16 protein-coding genes and 5 pseudogenes are annotated in these 17,956 nt (G+C 67.3%); 5 read left to right on the top strand and 16 right to left on the bottom strand.

Annotated features, from left to right (window positions below; genetic code table 11):
- The 6 genes and pseudogenes from GNX96_RS40045 to GNX96_RS40020 all read right to left on the bottom strand — a co-directional run.
- A partial coding sequence (locus tag GNX96_RS40045) for an MFS transporter (protein WP_163572865.1) occupies positions 1-997 on the bottom strand: 997 nt, incomplete at its 3' end.
- Entirely contained in the window at positions 919-1,347 is a 429-nt protein-coding gene (locus GNX96_RS40040) for an MFS transporter (protein WP_163572864.1), read from the bottom strand. The genes GNX96_RS40040 and GNX96_RS40045, both read right to left, overlap by 79 nt.
- Positions 1,348-1,453: 106 nt before the next feature.
- Complete coding sequence (locus tag GNX96_RS40035) at positions 1,454-1,762, bottom strand: hypothetical protein (RefSeq protein WP_279582742.1); 309 nt, start codon at positions 1,760-1,762, stop codon at positions 1,454-1,456.
- The gene (locus GNX96_RS40030) at positions 1,738-1,980 is read right to left on the bottom strand and encodes a TetR/AcrR family transcriptional regulator (protein ID WP_163572862.1); all 243 of its coding nucleotides are present in this window, start codon (positions 1,978-1,980) and stop codon (positions 1,738-1,740) included. The genes GNX96_RS40035 and GNX96_RS40030 overlap by 25 nt, the downstream gene beginning before the upstream one ends.
- Before the next feature lie 47 nt (positions 1,981-2,027).
- Positions 2,028-2,965 (bottom strand): annotated as a pseudogene (locus GNX96_RS40025) (bifunctional riboflavin kinase/FAD synthetase).
- A 56-nt stretch (positions 2,966-3,021) separates the two neighbouring features.
- Positions 3,022-3,789: an SDR family oxidoreductase gene (locus tag GNX96_RS40020; protein ID WP_163572861.1), complete on the bottom strand. Its 768-nt coding sequence runs from the start codon at positions 3,787-3,789 to the stop codon at positions 3,022-3,024.
- Positions 3,790-4,058: 269 nt separating this feature from the next.
- Between GNX96_RS40020 and GNX96_RS40015 the strand changes: the two genes are divergently transcribed.
- Positions 4,059-4,793 carry a helix-turn-helix transcriptional regulator gene (locus GNX96_RS40015; protein WP_279582741.1) on the top strand — a complete coding sequence of 245 codons (735 nt, stop codon included), beginning with the start codon at positions 4,059-4,061 and terminating at the stop codon, positions 4,791-4,793.
- Here the strand turns inward: GNX96_RS40015 and GNX96_RS40010 are convergent.
- The 5 genes and pseudogenes from GNX96_RS40010 to GNX96_RS58860 form a co-directional block, all read right to left on the bottom strand.
- Positions 4,777-5,547 carry an SDR family NAD(P)-dependent oxidoreductase gene (locus GNX96_RS40010; protein WP_279582740.1) on the bottom strand — a complete coding sequence of 257 codons (771 nt, stop codon included), beginning with the start codon at positions 5,545-5,547 and terminating at the stop codon, positions 4,777-4,779. The two genes, GNX96_RS40015 and GNX96_RS40010, sit on opposite strands and share 17 nt — an antisense overlap.
- Before the next feature lie 9 nt (positions 5,548-5,556).
- Positions 5,557-6,555 (bottom strand): aldehyde dehydrogenase family protein, encoded by a 999-nt coding sequence (locus GNX96_RS40005; protein ID WP_279582739.1) that lies wholly within the window; start codon positions 6,553-6,555, stop codon positions 5,557-5,559.
- Between the two features lie 20 nt (positions 6,556-6,575).
- Positions 6,576-6,956, bottom strand: a pseudogene (locus GNX96_RS58870) (aldehyde dehydrogenase family protein); the annotation flags it as partial.
- Positions 6,957-6,994: 38 nt separating this feature from the next.
- Entirely contained in the window at positions 6,995-7,450 is a 456-nt protein-coding gene (locus GNX96_RS58865) for a M20/M25/M40 family metallo-hydrolase (protein ID WP_390624270.1), read from the bottom strand.
- The gene (locus GNX96_RS58860) at positions 7,362-7,997 is read right to left on the bottom strand and encodes a M20 family metallopeptidase (protein ID WP_279582737.1); all 636 of its coding nucleotides are present in this window, start codon (positions 7,995-7,997) and stop codon (positions 7,362-7,364) included. The genes GNX96_RS58865 and GNX96_RS58860 overlap by 89 nt, the downstream gene beginning before the upstream one ends.
- Before the next feature lie 303 nt (positions 7,998-8,300).
- Between GNX96_RS58860 and GNX96_RS39995 the strand changes: the two genes are divergently transcribed.
- The 4 genes and pseudogenes from GNX96_RS39995 (at position 8,301) to GNX96_RS58855 (ending at position 10,420) form a co-directional block, all read left to right on the top strand.
- The gene (locus GNX96_RS39995; RefSeq protein ID WP_163572860.1) at positions 8,301-9,056 is read left to right on the top strand and encodes a FadR/GntR family transcriptional regulator; all 756 of its coding nucleotides are present in this window, start codon (positions 8,301-8,303) and stop codon (positions 9,054-9,056) included.
- Between the two features lie 223 nt (positions 9,057-9,279).
- Positions 9,280-9,840 (top strand): annotated as a pseudogene (locus tag GNX96_RS66110) (thiamine pyrophosphate-dependent enzyme); the annotation flags it as partial.
- Positions 9,788-10,210 (top strand): annotated as a pseudogene (locus GNX96_RS67470) (thiamine pyrophosphate-dependent enzyme); the annotation flags it as partial. The pseudogenes GNX96_RS66110 and GNX96_RS67470, both read left to right, overlap by 53 nt.
- 42 nt (positions 10,211-10,252) lie before the next feature.
- Positions 10,253-10,420: a hypothetical protein gene (locus tag GNX96_RS58855; protein ID WP_279582735.1), complete on the top strand. Its 168-nt coding sequence runs from the start codon at positions 10,253-10,255 to the stop codon at positions 10,418-10,420.
- A gap of 6 nt (positions 10,421-10,426) precedes the next feature.
- Here the strand turns inward: GNX96_RS58855 and GNX96_RS39985 are convergent, their stop codons facing one another.
- From GNX96_RS39985 to GNX96_RS39965, 5 genes and pseudogenes are all read right to left on the bottom strand, one after another.
- Entirely contained in the window at positions 10,427-11,167 is a 741-nt protein-coding gene (locus GNX96_RS39985) for a hypothetical protein (RefSeq protein ID WP_279582747.1), read from the bottom strand.
- A gap of 119 nt (positions 11,168-11,286) precedes the next feature.
- A pseudogene (gene truB, locus GNX96_RS39980) lies at positions 11,287-12,082 on the bottom strand (tRNA pseudouridine(55) synthase TruB); the annotation flags it as partial.
- A 359-nt stretch (positions 12,083-12,441) separates the two neighbouring features.
- Positions 12,442-12,699: a hypothetical protein gene (locus GNX96_RS39975; RefSeq protein ID WP_163572858.1), complete on the bottom strand. Its 258-nt coding sequence runs from the start codon at positions 12,697-12,699 to the stop codon at positions 12,442-12,444.
- The gene (locus GNX96_RS39970; protein WP_163572857.1) at positions 12,680-13,828 is read right to left on the bottom strand and encodes an MFS transporter; all 1,149 of its coding nucleotides are present in this window, start codon (positions 13,826-13,828) and stop codon (positions 12,680-12,682) included. Before GNX96_RS39970 ends, GNX96_RS39975 begins: the two co-directional genes overlap by 20 nt.
- On the bottom strand, positions 13,818-17,948 hold the full coding sequence (locus tag GNX96_RS39965) for a type I polyketide synthase (RefSeq protein WP_163572856.1): 4,131 nt from the start codon (positions 17,946-17,948) through the stop codon (positions 13,818-13,820). Before GNX96_RS39965 ends, GNX96_RS39970 begins: the two co-directional genes overlap by 11 nt.
- Positions 17,949-17,956 lie beyond the last annotated feature (8 nt).

Raw genomic sequence — 17,956 nt, 5'->3', positions numbered from 1 at the left:
TCGATGTCGAACCGCTGGGAGAACCAGAGGCTCGATGTCGAACCGCTGGGAGAACCAGAGTGCCTCGATCGATCAACAGGTCGACGGCGTTTTTGCTGTTGCCAACGGCATCCGCGGTCGCGGGCAGGGCGATTCCCACCTTCATCGAGCACTTCCTTCGTTCGTCAGGACAGGGGCATCTGAGGTGGTCAAAGTCCGGCTCGGGCGACGTGCCGCCCGGCCGGCGAACAGGGCGACGATCAGACTCGCCGCGCGCGAGCGCGACACCGATCCAGACCGGCGCCACAAAGCCGTAACCAGCGTCAATCGCGAGACCACCGAGCCAGGGGCCGATCGCGATGCCGATATTGAAGGCTGACGTGTTGGCACTCGCGCCAAGCGGCGAGTCACCGGCGAGAGTCATGGCCCGGGAAGTCATGGCGGGATTGGCTCCAAAAGCGACAAAACCGAAGGCAAGAAACAGGATGACTGTCGCGACCTGACTGTGCAGGGCCAGCGCGAATCCGGCGAGCACCACCACCGACACGACCAAGGAGAGGTACAAGCTGGCATGAGGTCGACGGTCCGCGAACTTGCCGCCGACCGCTATTCCGGCGATGCACCCGAATCCGTAGAGGAACTGCAGGAACGGCACAGCGGCCGGCGAAAAGCCAGCCACATCGGTGAGCAGCGGCGAAATATAGCTGAAAATGCCGAGGAAAGCCGCCAACGCGAGCGCGTTGGCGGCCAGCGTCGCCCACAGCCGGCCGCTGCGGAAAACTCGCAGGCCGCCGCGTACGTCAAAGCCCGCACCGGTGCGCTGCGCGGGCACCAGTGTCGCCACCCCGATCAAGCTCAGAAGGCCAAAGATCGACACCATCCAGAAGCTGGCCCGCCACCCGAGGTGTTGCGCGACCAAGGTGGCGGCCGGCAGACCGATCACACTGGACACGGTGAGCCCGCCGACCAGGACGGCCAGCGCCCGGGCCCGGCGGTGTCCTCCGGCCAGGCCGACCACAACCGATGCCGCAACACCAAAAAAAAACGTGCCCATGGCCATCGCGCGGCGATCACTCGGGACACCATCAGCACCGCGTACGTCGGCGCCACCGCTCCGATGCTCTGCCCCACGACGAAGAGCGCGAGCAGGATGATCAGTATCCTTTTCGGTTCCAGGCGGGCAAAGAAGACGGTCAGCAGCGGGCCGCCAATGGCCATTCCCAACGCGAAGCCGGAAACCAGCAGCGCGGCGGTCGGGATCGAGACGCTGAGATCGGCGGACAGCAGTGGCAGCAGGCCGGAGAGCATCATCTCGGTCGTTCCCATGCTGAAGATCGCCATCCCCAAGACGTACACGGCAAAAGGCACGCCGGTTCCCTTCCTAGTATTTGAACCTTAGTTACAAAATAGGCGCAAAAAAAATCAGAGCACGGCCACCGCGGTGTCGACAATCTCGCGCAGCCGTTTCCGGTCGTCAAAAACGCTGTCGACGACGGTCATGCCGTACATCGCGCTCAACACCAACCGCGCCAAACAACACCGCCGACACGTCCTTGCGGATCTCCCCGCAGGCCTGACCGAACTCGATCGCGGCGACCAGCGCCTTTTCGGTCTGCGAGAAGCGTTTTCTGAGCAGCCGGTTCAGCTCCGCGTCATTGCCACCCAGCTGCACAGCCGTACTCACCGCCAGACATCCGGCCCGGCCAGCCAGGCCACCCTCGCCAAGAGTGATCATCAGCAGCGCGTGAATCCGGTCTTTCACCGGTGTCGGCTGGTCCAACACCGCCAACTGCGCGACCGCCCCTTTCGCGCGTTGTAACGCTCCAGGACACGGTCGAAAAGCTCGCGCTTGCCGACAAAGGCGTTGTAGAGACTCCCCCGACCAAGACCAGTCGCGTCACAGAGGTCTTGCGGGGTGGTGGCCGCATATCCCTTGTCCCAGAAGACAAGAGTAGCCGCGTCGAGCACTTCCTCGACGTCGAAACTACGCGGCCTCGCCATAAGTTCGACCCTACGCGGTTCTGTAACTGGAAGTCAAGAACGCTGACTCAGACCGAGAGGATCTCGCGCGTACGACGGACGTCCTCGTCGATAGCGGCGACAAGTGCTTTCCTGGACTCGAAACGCTCGGTGCCGCGCAGCCGGGCGACGAACTCGAAGCCGACGTGCTCGCCGTAGAGGTCCTCTTCGAAATCCAGTACGAAAGCCTCGACCGACAGCGCGTGCCCATCGAAGGTCGGGTTGGTGCCGATGCTGATGGCGGCCGGCGTCGTGACCGTCTTGGAGCCGCGGCCACGGACCAGCCGGCCGGCGTAGATACCGTCGTCCGGCACCGCGGAATGCGGCACCGGCTCCAGGTTGGCGGTCGGGTAACCCAGCTCGCGCCCGCGCCGGTCGCCTCGTACGACGACTCCCTCGACCCGGTGATCGCGGCCGAGTGCGGCCGCGGCCGCCGCCACGTCGCCGGCCGCGATGCAGGCCCGGATGTACGTCGACGAGAAGGTCGTGCCGTCCGAAGCGACCAGCGGCACGCCGCCGCGGTGAACCCGAACCGGTCGCCGTAATGCGCCAGCGAGGCTACGTCACCAGCGGCTTTGTGTCCGTACCTGAAGTTGGCGCCGACCACCACCTGGGCGGCGTGCAGGCCGTCGACGAGGATGTCGTGGACGAACTCGGACGGCTCCAGCCGGGACAGCTCGGGAGTGAACGGCAGCACACACATGCCATCCACCCCCAGCTCGGCGACCAGCTCGGCCTTGCGGGCCGGCGGGGTCAGTACGGCCGGGTGGCTGCCGGGGCGTACCAGCTCGGCCGGATGCGGGTCGAAGGTCAGCAGCACCGACGCCAGCCCAGCATCGCCGGCCCGCCGCACGGCGTCGTTGATGATCTGCTGATGGCCGCGGTGCACCCCGTCGAACACCCCGATGGTCACCACCGAGCGACCCCATCCGCGAGGCGTCGCCTCGATCCCGCGCCAGCGCTGCACCGGTCCGCCTCCGTACGCCCAAGGAATCCGCTCATCATGAGCGTAAACGAAGGCAGTTATGCCTGCTGGGTCGGCATGGCGACAATGCTGGGCAGGTTCAGCCGGCGAGCGCGACTAGTCGCGTACGCCACCACGTCGGCGATGTCCTGCGAGGTCAGCGCTTCGATCGCGTCGAACATGCCGTCGACCTGGCCCTGCAGCTCACCGGACGAGATGTGCTGGGTCAGCTCGCTGGCGGTCAGGCCCGGCTCGATGTTCGTGACCCGGACGTTCTTCGGGCCGAGGTCGGCGCGTACCTGCTGGGAGAAGGTGCTGACGGCGGCTTTGGTGGCGCCGTAGACCGAATACGCCGGGAAAGCCATCCAGGCGCCGATGGACGAAATGTTGACCACGTCGGCCGTACGACCGGCCTCGGCGGCGGCCAGCAGGTCCGGGGTGAAGGTCCGGAAAGCGGCCAGCAGACCGATCACGTTGAGGTCGATCATCCGCCGCCATTCGTCGATCCGGCCGTCCTGGATCGGCGCCGGCAGCATCACGCCGGCGTTGTTGACCAGCAGATCCACCGGCCCGTACGCCTCGTGGACGGTCGCGAGCGCACGGTCCAGCGTGTCCTGGTCGGTCACGTCGGCGCCCACCGCGATCGCCGTACCACCGTCGGCGGTGATCTTCGCCACCAGCTCGGTGAGCCGGTCCTCGCGGCGGGCCAGCAGTGCCACCTTGGCGCCCTCGGCCGCCAACCGCTGCGCGGTGGCCGCGCCGATGCCGCTGGAAGCGCCTGTCACCACGGCAACGCGGCGGCCGGTCAGGGAAGTGTCGATGCTCATCTTCGGAGTCCTTTCGGAGGTTCGATCTCGTACGAACGACACTGCCCCGGTTCGCCGCCGGTACCCAGATCGCGCTGTACCTGGGTTTGGCAGAACCAGGCAGGACGTGCCCGCGGCCCGCACAATCGAGGGCATGGACAAACGCACTGAGCTCGGCGAGTTCCTCCGCAGTCGCCGGGCGGCGCTGTCTCCGGAAGACATCGGACTGGCGTCCTTCGGCGGCCGGCCGCCGCCGGGTCGCCGGGCTGCGCCGCGAAGAGCTCGCGCAGGTGGCCGGCGTCAGCGCCGACTACTACACGCGGCTGGAGCAGGGGCGCGGTCGAAACGTGTCGGAGTCCGTCCTGGACGCGCTGGCCGAAGCGCTGCGACTTTCCGAGGCGGAACGCGCGCATTTACGTGACCTGGCCCGACCGGCCCGCGCCCGGCGGCACTCCCGGCCGCAGCGCGTACGACCGCAGGTGCAGCTGATGCTGGACTCCCTGCAGGGCGTGCCAGCCTTCGTCCTGGGTCGGCGGATGGACATCCTCGCCTGGAACGCGATGGCCTGCGCACTGATCACCGACTTCAGCCAGCTCCCGCCAGCCAGGCGGAACATGCTGCGGATCGCTTTCGGCCCGGACTCCACCGCCCGCGACCTCTACCCCGACTGGTCAGCGGTGGGCCGGGACACCGTCGGCTACCTCCGCCAGGACGCGGCCCGCTATCCCGACGACCCCGAGGTGCTCGAGCTGATCGGGGAACTTTCCCTGCACAGCGCCGATTTCCGCCGGTGGTGGGCCGCGCACCCGGTGCACAGCAAGACCCACGGCCAGAAGTTGTTCGACCACCCGCTCGTCGGCGAGATGGCGCTGTCGTACGAGTGCTTCTCCCCCAACGACGACCCGGACCAGGTCCTCATCACCTACACCGCCGAACCGGCCTCCGCGTCCGCGGTGGCTCTGGCCCACCTCGCCACTCTCGTGGCTTCCCCGGCCTCCGCCGCCGCGGTCAACTGGGTGGGGTGAAGCGGCCGTCGATGGCGGTCCAGCCGCCGTCGACCTGCAGGACGGAGCCGGTGACGAAGCTGGCCGCGTCGGAGGCGAGGAAGACCACCGCGCCGGCGAGAGCTCGGATGGGGCGGCCCAGCGGCCGAGGGCGCTTTTCGATGCGTACGCGTCGTACCAGGCCGCGTTTTCCTTGATTTGGGCGGTCAACGGCGTTTCCACCACGCCGGGGGCGATGGGCGTTGTTGGCGCGTACGCCCGAAGGCCCGAACTCGGCGGCCGCGGTTTTCAACAACTGCACCAAACCAGCCTTGGTCGCGGCGTAAACGCCTTGGCCCGGTTCCACCACAGTGCCCCGGATAGACGAAAACCCGATAATGGAGCCACGGCCGCGGGCGACCATGCCGGCGCCAAAAGCCCGGACCAGGTCGAAGGTGGCCCGCAGGTTCAGGTCCACCACCCGCTGGTATTCCTCGATCGAGTAGTCCAGCAGCCGCTTGCGGACGTTGGTGGCGGCGGTGAAAACCAGCACGTCGACGGGCGAGAGCGACACAGCGGCCGCGGCGACGGCGGCCGAATCCAGGACGTTCAGTTCGAAAACGTCGGCGGACACTGGACCGGCGGTTTCCCGGGCGGCGGCCAGGTCGCGGTCGGCGACGGTGACCTTCGCACCGAAGGCGGCCAACGCGCGGGCCGACTCGCGGCCGATGCCGCTGCCACCGCCAATCACGACGGCGTGTTTTCCGTCCAACCTAAAGAGATCGGTGTAATCCACTGTGGACTCCTACACTGCCGGGCGGATGACCGCCATCCGGGTGACGGTCAGTTCCTCGATCGCGAACCGCGGCCCTTCCCGGCCGATGCCGGAGTCCTTGACTCCGCCGTAGGGCATCGTGTCGGACCGAAAGCCTGGGACCTCGTTGACAATCACGCCGCCCACCTCAAGCGTCTCGATCGCCTCGAAGGCGGTGGCCAGCGAGCGGGTGAAAACCGCTGCGTGCAATCCATAGCGGGACGAGTTCACGGCCTTCCAAGCGGCTGGCAACGACGCGAACGTACGCACCGAAACGACCGGTCCGAAGATTTCCTCGTCCCAGGCCGAAACTCCGTCAGCGGTCCCGACAAGTACGGTCGGTTCAACGGATCGGCCGGCCTGGCCGCCACCGATCACCGAGGCCCCAGCGGCCGCGGCCTCGGAAACCCAGGAAAGGACCCGAGAAGTTGACTTCGGGTCGATCAACGCCGACACGCGGGTACGCGCGTCTCGCGGATCGCCGACCACCACCTCGGAAAGCCGCGAGGTCAACAGCGCGACAAAGTCAGCCGCGACCGAAGCATCCACCAGCACGCGTTGGACCGAAATGCACGCCTGGCCGGACGCGTAATAGCCGCCGCGCAACACCGCGCCAACGGCGGCATCCAGGTCGGCGTCGGCGGCGACCACCAAAGCGGCGTTAGATCCCAACTCCAGCACCACTTTTCGGGGCGCGGCGGCCCGCGCGATCTGGTGCCCGACGGCCGCCGAGCCGGTGAAAGACACCGCGCCCACCCGCGGATCGGTCACCAACGCCGAGCCGACAGCGGCGTCACCGGTCACCAGCTGGACAGCCGCGGCCGGCGCTCCGGCGGCGAGCAACGCTTCCCGAAAAAGGTGCACCAGCCACAAAGTCGCGAGCGGAGTCTGCGGCGCGGGTTTGCACACGACCGGGCAACCAGCGGCGATGGCCGGTGCGATTTTGTGGGCCGCCCACAGCAGCGGATAGTTGAAGCCGGCGATTCCCACCACCACCACCCGATGGGCTTGCGAGTCCAGAATCCGATCAGCCCGTCACCGGACGGCAACAAGTCCAGCGGCACGGTCTCGCCGTGCAACCTGGCCACCTCCTCGGCGGCCGCCTCCAAGGTGACTATCGTACGAGCGACCTCGGTCCGACAGTCGACCAGCGGCTTGCCCGATTCCAGTACCAGCAACGATTCGAAGTCCGTACGCGAACCAGCCAGAGCGTCTCTGACGCCCAGCAGAATCTCCCGGCGAGTACGCGAGGGCAGCGCCGCGACCTGCGCTCGTACCGCCACCGCCGCATCCACAGCAGCCGAGGCCAGCGCCGTGTCCCCCACCGGCGCGACCCCGATTTCACTACCATCGTACGGAAAGATCACCGGCTCAGTGGCCGCGACCGGCACCCAGCCAGCGCCGATCGGCAGGCCTGTCGGGTACGCGCTCACCGGGCCTCCAGGAACTTTCGCGCGGCCACGGCGTAAACCTGCGTTGCGGTCACGATGTCAGCGATATCCACAAACTCGTCCGCCTGGTGCGGGATCCACTTGCCACCCGGTCCATACACGACAGTCGGGATTCCCGCTCGTACGGTCAAAATCGTCCCATCCGTGGTGCCAGGGACACCGCCGAACACCGGCTCGGAACCGGTGACCAGCGAATGCGCGGCGGCCAGCGCCACCACCACCGGATCGTCCAGAGCGGTGTCCACTGGCGGGCGGTTGACGGGCACCGAGACTTGCGGCTGAAGGTCCAGTTCGGCGGCGATCCGCTCGGCATGATCGGTCAGCCGCGCGATCAGCACTTCGTGGTCAACACCGGGAATCGTACGAATATCCGCGCCAATCGTGGCGTGCGCGGGGATAACGTTGATCTGGTCCAGATCGCCGGCGGTCAGCACGGTCGGCGTCACATACGTTGGCCCGAGGTGCGGGTGCGACCCGTGCCGGTTGGTCAGGTCGGCCTGCAAAATGATCCAGCACCCGAAGGAAATCGGCGATCGCCGGGATCGGGTTGCGGCCGTGCTGTGGCATCGCGCCGTGGGCCATCGCGCCGGCGAAGGTGACGGTGAACCGGACGGCGCCCTTGGACACCGGGCAGATCTCGCCGCCCTCCGGCTCGCAGACAATCGCACCGTCCACATCGGACACCGCGCCGCTGTCCACCAGGTGGTGCACGCCGATCATCATTCCTTCTTCGTCGGCGAGCGCGCAAACCTTGATACACCCCGGAAATCCGCCGGCCAGCTGCAATGCCCGTACGGCGTAGACCATCGCGGCCAGGCCGGATTTCATGTCCGCGGCACCACGGCCATAAAGTCGCCCGTCCCGGATGATTCCTTCGTACGGGTCGACCGTCCACTCGTCCAGCGAGCCCTCGGTGACCACGTCGGTGTGACCTTCGAAAAGCAGCGTTGCCCCTGGCCCGTCGCCGACCACGGTGGCCACCACGTTGGGCCGGCCGGGCGCCGGGCTCGGTGATCACCGGGTCCCAACCGAACTCGCGCATCTTCGCGGCCACCAGCGCGGCGGCCGGCGCCTCACTGGCCCCGCCGGCCGGGTCGTTGACAGTCCGTAGCCGGACGAGCTCCCGGGTGAAGGCGACGACGCCGTCCGCGTCCACCGAGATCCGGGCGTCGAGCCGCTGGGGCGATGGCGGCGTCATGCAGAATCGCTCCTCTGGTTCACTGGTCAGACCAGTACACTGAGTCTTAGCGTGACATCAGCCACCTATCAGGGTCAAGGGATGCGATGCCAGCCCAGTTCCAGACGGTCCAGCCGGTACGGGCGTACCAGCGGGTCGTCGAGCAGGTCGAGGAAGCCGTGCTGACCGGCGCCCTCAAACCGGGCGAGCGGCTGCCCAGCGAGCGCGAGCTGATGGCGCAGTTCGGGGTGTCCCGCTCGACCGTGCGGGAGGCGCTGCGGGTGCTGGAAAGCGGCGGCATGGTGCGCTCCCCGCCAGGCGATCCGCACGGTCCGCTGGTGTTGCCCTACTCCCCCGCCGGCCTGGAGAAGTCGATGAGCCGGCTGGCGCACCTCGACCAGCTGAGCCTCGCCGAGCTGCTGCAGTTCCGGATGATGGTCGAGGGCGGCGCGTACTTGCTGGCGGCCCGACTACGTACGGACGCTCAGCTCGCCGAGATGCGCGGCGCTCTGGACGCGATGGAGCGCGCGGTCGACCGCGGCCCCACCGCGTTCAGCGAGGCTGACCTGGCGTTTCACGACACGGTCGCGCGGATGAGCGGCAACATGCTCATCATCATCTGCAGCCAGGTCGTACACGGCGTGGTGCTGGACATGATCGCCGGCAAGCTGCAAAAGGCGCCGGACCCGCGGGCGGTGATGGCCGAGACGCTGGACCATCACCAGCAGGCGCTCGCGGCGGTACGGGCCGGAAACGGCCAACTGGCGGCCGACCTGGCCCGCGCGAAGCTCTATGAGTACTACGCCGACCATTTGTCCAGCGAAGAGCGGACCGCACTGAAATGGCTGGTGGACGGCAGGTGAATCGGTACACGAACCATCGTTCAGGCCTGCCGGCGCGGCCAGATTTCGACGCCGATTTTTGTGGAACTCCGCTCCTGCGGCGGAACTGGCCACCCGGCTAGCGTCGACCATAAGATGAGCGACACAACCCAAATGGTGAGACACGCATCCCAGGGCCACAAGCCGTCGGGCCGCAGTCCCATCCCGGTAAGCGGCATCCACCCCCGCCGCGAGAGGAGCAGCCATGTCCAGTTCTCTTGACGTTGCCCCCACCACCGCGCACCCGATCGACGAGCTGAACGCGTGGATCGACCTCGGCCACGCCTCCCAGGCGCCGGCGATGGTCGCGCCAGACGGCACCCTCACCGGGGCAGCCGCTCATCTGCTCACCCCCGACCCGGCGCTGGCGCGGGCGCTCTACCGCGACATGGTGCTGGGCCGCCGGCTCGACCAGGAAGCGACCGCACTGCAGCGCCAAGGGGAGCTCTGCATGTGGATCCCCAGCCTCGGCCAGGAAGGCGCGCAGGCTGGCGCGATCCGGGCCGTACGCGACAGTGACATGGTCTTCCCGACCTACCGCGAACACACCGCGGCGATCGCCCGACAGGTGCCGGTGGGCGAGTTCCTGCACATGTTCCGCGGCGTTGGCCACGGCGGCTGGGACTCGCACAAACACCAGTTCCAGATCTACACGGTCGTGCTCGCCGCCCAACTGCTGCACGCCGTCGGCTACGGCATGGGCATCCAGCGAGATGGCGCCGATGAGGTCGTGCTGGCCTGCATCGGCGACGGCGCGACCAGCCAGGGCGACGCCAACGAGGCCTTCGGCTGGGCCGCCGCGCAGTCCGTGCCGGTGGTGTTTTTTTCGTGCAGAACAACCAATACGCGATCTCCGTGCCGGTACGGTCGCAGTCCACGCAGCCGCTGGCTCGGCGCGCCGACGGCTTCGGGTTCCCCGGACTTCGGGTCGACGGCAACGATCCGCTCTCGCGGTGCACGCTGCCGTACGCACCGCGGCCGCCTGCGCTCGTACGGGCGCCGGCCCGGTGTTGATCGAGGCCGTCACCTACCGCCTCGGCCCGCACACCACCGCGGACGACCCGCGCCGCTACCGCGACTCCACCGAGGAGTCTTACTGGGCCGCTCGCGACCCGCTGAGCCGGACCCGTACTTTCCTGCTGGGCCAGGAATGGGCGGACGACGCCTGGCTCTCCACAGTGGACAATGAGGCGGACGGCTTCGCGGCCGACATCCGGAAGGCCTGCCTCACCCTGCCCGACCCGGCCGCCGAGAGCATCTTCGCGCACGTGTATGTCGAAGAGACCGCGGAACTGGCCCGGCAGCGGCAGGAACTGACCACCTATCAGGCCTCTTTCGCGGACTGATACTGGTTAGTTCTGGTGCCCCACGGCGTCGCGGCCCTTCTTCTTGTTGTCCTCGGCGATCTGGGTGGCCAAGGTGAGCGGGATCCAGCGTATTTCCTTCGCTTGGTCCAAAAGGTCGAGCCGTCCGGTCCCGGCATTCCAGGCCCGGCGAGCGAAGGTGGCGCAGTTGTTCATCGCCATGCTGTAGCCCAGCGACTCGTACGCCTGGACGACGCCGGTCACCGCAAGGAACTGCTTGTGGTCGATGGTCGTCGTCTCGGCATGATCCTCGTCGCCTTCGTGCGGGTCCGGCGACGCCACCTTGCCGTCGTTGTAGAAGGCGTCCAAAACCGTGTCGAGGCCGCTCATGGATTCCGGCCAGAACCCGATCGAGATGGGCGCGCCCGGCGGCTTCGCATCCGTCGAGTGCTGGGACAGCTGGCGAAGCGTGATCCAGGCATGCCCCACCAGGTCCGGCACCTCAAGGCCGGCCAAGGCCACCGCGCGGTTCATCGTCTTGATCGTCATCTCGTACTGGTCAGCCGGCTGCGCATCCTGTTTCCAGCCGGACAGGGTGTCGCTCGCGGCCCGCTGGACGGCAGGCTTGCCAGCCGGCTCCGTACGACCGAGGCCGAGCGCGGCGACGACGACTGCCGCGTTTCCGGCGGTCCGCTGCAGGTCCAGCAGCCGCGGTCGCGGCGACTGGTCACGGATGGGCGCGGTGCCGCCGGGTGTTCGGCCGGCTCCAGCCTGAAGGTGATCCCGCATTCCTTCATACAACCCGATGCCGGGATATTCCGCTTGCCCGTTGGGGTGACCGTTCGGCTCGGCGGGCCCGCCCTATCAGGTGAAAACGGCGATGGGCCGGGCCCGCCCCTCGCGGTTTTTTTCACCAGGGCAAGGAAAGATCCATCCGGCCCAAAAACCGCGACCGGACTGGTCGCGCTTTCGGAGGGCACCAGCGTGCCGCCGTGTACGAGCCTTCCGGCCTCTTCCTCGTCCACGTCCCGGCGGACGAAGGTCGCCGCCGCCGCTGCCGAGAGCGGAATGGACACCGGATCTTCGCCGCTGGCCTGCAAATCCGCCAGCGGCACGGCCTGATCGACAGTGAACGAGCCGACAGCCGTAGACGAAGGGCGGTGAGGTGGCCGCCGACGCCCAGTGCCACACCCAGATCACGAGCGAGGGCACGAATGTACGTCCCCGACGTACATCGGACCGACACGGCCAGGTCGAGCCATCTGTCGATCTGGCGGAATTCGTTGACCTCGAAGGAAAAAATCGTCACCGGCCGGGCCGCCAGCTCGACCTGCTCGCCGGCCCGCACTCGCGCGTACGACCGCTGGCCGTTGATTTTGATGGCACTGACCGCTGACGGCACCTGCTCAATGTCACCGGTCAACGCGTCGATCGCGGTTTTGACCGCCGCCAGCGAAATTCCGCCCGCGTCGGCGGTCTGCACCGTCTCACCCTCGGCGTCATCGGTGATCGTGCTCTCGCCGAGCCGGACGGTCGCGTCGTACGCCTTCTGGGGGTCGCCGTCACGTAGCCGAGCAACCGGGTGGCCCGCTCGACCCCGATCACCAGCACCCCGGTCGCCATCGGATCCAACGTGCCCGCGTGCCCCACCCCGCGCGTACCAGCCAGCCGGCGCATCCGCGAGACCACGTCATGCGAGGTCATGCCACCAGGCTTGTCGACCACCACGAGCCCACCGGGCCGGATCGGTTTTTTGCTGCTTCGCCACAACTCGCAGTCAACCACAGCCGCTGCCGGCGAGTGTCGACGGCGGAAGTCCAGGGCGCTCCTGCGGCGCGCTCGTCGTCGACGGGCGAAGGTCAACGGCGAAGATCAAGAGCGAAGGTCAAGGTCAAGGGCGGCGGGACCTTTGTACCGCACTCGACCCTCGACCCGTGACAGCTGGGACGGGTGTGACTCCTGCGGCGAGCCCGTCCCATTTTCGGGACGATAGTTGTTGATCTTGGTTAGTTGGCCTACTCAAAACGGACATCGGTCTGAAATGTCTGGTTTGGGTAGGCAAACTAACCAAGATCAACAACGAATCTTGCGGATTCGTAGCCGGATCCGCACTCAGGAGCCGGTTTCGTCGGGGAGTTCGCTTTCCAGCCGGTCAGCGGTCGAGAGGAAATCCCCCATATCGCGACGACCACGCACGCGATCCCGAAGATTACGAATTCCAAACCGATGCCGCGTCCGTGCCCCACTCCGAGCAGCTGGCCAATCGAACCCGACAAACCGCCGCCGGATTTCATCAGCGGCTCAAAGACGAAGTCGGCCAACGGCCCGGCGGCGAGGAATCCGACCGGTGCGGTGGCGGTGGCGACCGTACGCCGTAGTGCGAAAATCCGGCCTTGTACGGCCGGGGCCACCTTCACTTGCCAGATAGCCTGGCTGCAACCGTTCAACACCGGTACGGCGAAAGAAAAACAGAAGAGAGCCACCGCGACCAGGACTGGTTCGGGTCGCAGGCCCGCGAGCACGGACGAAAGGCCGAGAGTCGCGCCGGCGCCAATGACGCCGTAGACCTTGATTTTCGGCCCGCCCCACACGCTCATCACGACCCCGCCGGCGATCAGGCCGGCGGCGCGCGGACATGATCGCGGCGGCCAACACCGCGCCCTTGGCGAAGGATGCCACCAGCGGCACCGCGAGCACCAGCGGAAAGACCACGAAAAGGTTGTTGACCAGGAAGAACATCAGCAGCCGGACCAGCCCGGGACGGGCCACCAAATAGCGCCAGCCTTCCCGGATGTCGGCACCAATCGAGGTGGACTTGCGACCCGCACTGGCCGGGCGCGGGATGCGTACGAGCAACAATGCGGCGATCGCGATCAGGAAGGACGAGAGGTCGCTCACCAACACGCCGGTCAGCATGAAAATCCCGACCAACAGGGTGGCCAACGAGGGTGCGATGGTTTTGGCTATCGCACTGGACAACTCGACCATTCCGGCGGCGCGGGCGAGGTGTGCTTTGGGGACGGTCAGCCGCGGGACAGTAGCGAAAGCGGGCCAGTGCAGGGCATTGGCGACCGCTACCAGGCCGATGGTCGGATAGATGAACCACAGCTGGAAATGTCCGGTGGCCACCAGCACGGCCAACGTCCCGACGGCCGCCGCGGCCAGTGCGTTCGCGCCGATCAACGTACGCCGACGATCCCAGCGGTCCACGTACGCACCGGCAATGGGCGCCAGCAGGACGATGGGCAGCTGCGCGAAAACCATGATCAGGGTAAAGGCGGTCGCCGACCCGGTGCGTTGGTACGCCCAAACGCCCAGCGCGTAAGCGGTCAGTTCGGATCCGATCAATGACACGAACTGACCGGCCCAGATGGTCACGAAAACGCTGAAGCGTTTCGTCTCGACCGGTGCCGGCGCTGGGCTCTGGCCGGCTGTGGTCTCAGTGGTCATCTGGTGCTTCCGATCCTCTCGGCGCCGGCGGCAGCCAGCCGCAGCGGGCGAAATACTGCAGGACAGTGCGGAAATAGCCGGCATCCAGCGCCGGCCGGGCAAGCCCGGCTGGCACACCCGCGGTGACGTTCTCGGTACCGAATACCGGCATTCGCCGGTCGCCGGTAGCTGCCGAGAGGTTGTCGGCAAGCGGTTCCAGCGCATTGCTGTCGCCGGCTTCCAACCGCCGCGCCAAAGCATCCCGCCACTGGTCGAAAGGGACGCTCTGGACCCGATAGCCAGCCGCCCGTACGTGCTCGAAAAGCTCGTTCCACGGCAGTGGCCGCGGGTCGAGCGGATGGAACACCCGGCCGTTCGCCGGAGTGTGCAACGAAAGCGCGACGATCACTCGGGCAACATCGTCCACGGTTGCTACGGACTGCGGATAGTGCCGCAGCGGCGCGAGGCCGAGCCGTACGCAGCCGGTCACCATCGCGGTCATGTAGTCGTCCACATTGGACACTCCAGTGCGACTGTCCCCCAGCACCACCCCGGGCCGATAGACCGACACCGGCAGTCCGCGAGCAGCGGCCAGGTGTACCAATTTTTCGGCTACCCACTTGCTTTCGCTGTAGGCGGTGTCGTGCCCCACCGGCGGCGGCAGTTCGCCGTCCTCCGGCAGCCGATCGGCACCACCGACAATCCCGCCAGCCAGCACCGCGAGCGTCGACACGTGATGCACCGGGATGCCGGATTTCGCGGCCAACCGGAGGATTTCCTTGGTGCCGCCGACATTCGCCGGCTTCAGCGCCGGGTACGGCCGGACGAAGTTCACCCACGCACCGCAGTGGTAGACAGCATCGATCCGGTGGGCCAACGCCTCGAACTCCGTTGTGGACAGTCCGAGCCGTGGCGCGGCCAGGTCGCCGGGCACCGCGACGATCCGGTCCGCGTCCCCAGGCAGCCCGGATTCGGCCATTCGAGCCAGGATCCGGTCCCGGCCGGCCTCGGGATCGGCCGCGCGTACGAGACAGTGCACCACCGCATCGGTCTGTGCGAGCAACTCCGCGCAAAGGAATGCGCCAAGAAATCCGGTAGCGCCGGTCAGCAACACCGCCTGCAGCGGGCCGGTACGACCGGTGGCCGTCGGCTGGATATCCGGATCCAGGATCGCTTCCGCCTCCAGGTCGACCGTGGCTCGCTCCACCACCACGCCGTCAGCACGACGAGCCAGCAGGCCGCCCAGCTCGGCGACCGTCGGATGCGCGAAGACTTCCCGTACGTTCACCGAAAAATCATGGTCCGCGCTGAGCCGCTTGACGAATTGCGCGGCCAGCAGGGAATGTCCGCCGAGCGCGGCGAAGTCATCGAACCGGTCGATCCGCGGCAGGCCCAGCAACTCCTGCCAGAGCCCGGCCACCGCGCTCTCGTACGCGCCGACCGCCGGCTCGAAGCCGTCGTCGTCCGGCTCCGAAGAAATCTCCTCCTCCGCAGGAGCCGACAGCTCCACCTTGCCGGGAGAGATCCAATGCCGCCGGCGCTGAAACGGATAGGTCGGCAACGGCAGCCGATGCGGCCGGGCGTCACCGTGCACGGCGTCCCAATCCGGCTCAACACCGGCCTGCCAGAGCCGGCCGAGCGCACCGAGCAGGAATTTCAGGTCCGGCTGCGGTTCTCTCGGGTGCGGCAGTGACGCAATCGCGAGCGGCGGCGGCGCGAGGCGCTGCGCACCAACCAACGAAGTGAGGGTGTGTCCCGGCCCCACCTCCAGCAGCACCGCGCCCGGTGTCGCGGTCGCTTCCCTTACACAGTCGGCAAACCGGACCGGTTGGCGCAGATGCCGGGCCCAGTACCCCGGATCGGTGGCCTCGGCGGCGGTCAGCCAGCGGCCAGTCACCCCGGACAACACCGGTCGATCTGGCGGACTGAGCTGATACTTTCCCACCGCCGCTTGGAAGTCCGGTAAGTACGGTTCGACCATCCAGGAATGGCTGGCCACCTCAATGTGTACGAGCCGGCATTCCACGTCATCGGTGGCCAGTCGAGCGGCCAACGCCTCGATATCGGTACGCGGCCCGGAAACCAGCGTCAGCTCTGGCGCGTTCAGCGCGGCGATCGACAGTCGATCACCCAGCAGCGGCCGGATATCGGACTCCCCCAGCGCGACCGACAGCATCCGGCCGGCCGGCATCTGAGCGAACAACTCGCCGCGCCGGACGGTCAGGTCGAGTGCGTCGGGAAGCTGGAAAACGCCGGCAAGACAGGCTGCCGCGTACTCGCCGAGGCTGTGCCCGAGCAGCGCGGACGGCTCCACGCCCCACGACATCCAGAGCCGCGCCAGCGCGTACTCGATGGCGAAAATCCCGGCCAGGACGACCGTTGGATGGTCCCGGTCAACGGCCGCAAACACCGACGGGAAAAGGAATCCACGCAAGTCCAGGCGCAGAAGTGGGCGCAGGATCTCGGCACACCGATCGACCTCAGCCGCGAAAACCGGCTCGTGCTGGTAAATCTCCAGCGCCATGTCCGGATGTTGGCTGCCACCACCGGGAAAACTGAAGACGACCCGGCCGCGGTCCGCCGGCACCGTCCGGCCGCGGCCGGCGACCAGCAGAGTTTGCGCCGCCTCACTGGGATGCCCGGCGACCACGTAGGTCCGCCGGTCGAACCGCCGACGGCCTTCCTGCAGCGTGTACGCCACATCAGCCAGCTCGACGTCGTCGGTCAGCCGCGCGGAAAGCAACCCAGCGGCAGCGGACAGGGCCGGCTGCGTACGAGCGGAAAGCGGCAGCAACTGCCACCGCCGAGCAGCGGCCGGCGAGCGTACGAGCGTCGGCGCCTCCTCCAGCACGACGTGCGCATTCGTCCCGCCCACGCCAAAAGAACTCACCCCGGCCCGCCGTGGTGAGTTTCCGGCCGCCCAGGCAGTCGCCGTGGTCGGCACATAGAAAGGCGAATCCTCCAGCTTGCACTGCGGATTCGGCGCTTGGAAGTTGCGCAGCGGCGGCAGCGTTTTGTGTTGCAAAGCAAGGGTTGCCCGTAACAGCCCGGCCGCGCCGGCAGCCGCGTCCAGGTGACCGATGTTCGCCTTGACCGAGCCCAACGCACAAAAACCGGTCTTGGCGGTGGACACCCGGAATGCTTCGGTCAGCGCGGCCACCTCGATCGGGTCGCCCATTGGGGTAGCGGTGCCGTGCGCCTCCAGATATCCGATCGTGTCGGCATCGACCCCGGCGACGGCCTGCGCGGTGGCGATCACCTGCGCCTGAGCCTTCACGCTCGGAGCGGTGAAACTGACCTTGTCGGAGCCGTCGTTGTTCACCGCGGTGCCCCGAATGACCGCGCGAATATCGTCTCGATCAGCGACCGCGTCGGACAGCCGACGCAACATGACGACGGCGGACCCGAAGCCTGGCACGGTCCCGCCAGCCCTCGCGTCGAACGGCCGGCAGTGCCCGTCGGGGGCCAACAGCCCGCCGTCGACCTTCGGATATCCGCTTTTCAGCGGCACATTCACCGCGACCCCACCGACCAAAGCCGCGTCGCAGTCGAAATTCAGCAAGGCCTGGCAGGCGAGATGGGTGGCGACCAACGAGGTCGAGCAGGCGGTCTGGACCGTCACCGCTGGCCCGCTCAAATTGAAAAGATACGCGGCCCGGCCGGCCAGGAAATCCTTGTCGTTGTAGTTGCGGGCAAAGTAGACCGCGCTGGAATTCATGAACCGCTCATTGGTGTAAAGGTTCAGCGGCAGGTATTTGTTCATGAAAGAGCCGGCATAGACGCCGATGGCCCCAGCGAACCGGTCCGGGTCGTGGCCGGCGTCCTCAAGCGCTTCCCAGGCACACTCGAGAAAGAGCCGGTGCTGCGGATCGAGCAACGCGGCTTCGCTCGGGCTGAAGCCGAAAAACTCGGCGTCGAACAGGTCCGCGCCGGCGATGCCACCGCTGACCGGCACGAAATCTGGGTCCGCCACCGACCGCGGGTCGACACCGGCGGCCAGCAACTCGGCCGGCTCGTACCGGGTCAGCGACTCGACACCGTCCCGCTGGTTCGCCCAGAACTCGCCGACCGTGGCCGCGCCCGGAAACCGGCCGGCCATTCCGACAATCGCGATCGGCTCCAGTGCGTCGTCCGCGGTCATCGACTGCC

Origin of the sequence: Fodinicola feengrottensis, assembly GCF_010993775.1 — a bacterium.
Taxonomy (GTDB): domain Bacteria; phylum Actinomycetota; class Actinomycetes; order Mycobacteriales; family HKI-0501; genus Fodinicola; species Fodinicola feengrottensis.
Note: the sequence above shows the minus strand (reverse complement) of the source record. Positions and strands in the feature narration are given on the sequence as shown.

Bases quoted from the DNA above. Each gene is read 5' to 3' on its own strand.
- GNX96_RS40030 (WP_163572862.1), bottom strand. From the start codon at position 1,980: ATGGCGAGGCCGCGTAGTTTCGACGTCGAGGAAGTGCTCGACGCGGCT.
- GNX96_RS40020 (WP_163572861.1), bottom strand. From the start codon at position 3,789: ATGAGCATCGACACTTCCCTGACCGGCCGCCGCGTTGCCGTGGTGACA.
- GNX96_RS39995 (WP_163572860.1), top strand. From the start codon at position 8,301: ATGCCAGCCCAGTTCCAGACGGTCCAGCCGGTACGGGCGTACCAGCGG.
- GNX96_RS39985 (WP_279582747.1), bottom strand. From the start codon at position 11,167: ATGCGGGATCACCTTCAGGCTGGAGCCGGCCGAACACCCGGCGGCACC.
- GNX96_RS39970 (WP_163572857.1), bottom strand. From the start codon at position 13,828: ATGACCACTGAGACCACAGCCGGCCAGAGCCCAGCGCCGGCACCGGTC.
- GNX96_RS39965 (WP_163572856.1), bottom strand. From the start codon at position 17,948: ATGACCGCGGACGACGCACTGGAGCCGATCGCGATTGTCGGAATGGCC.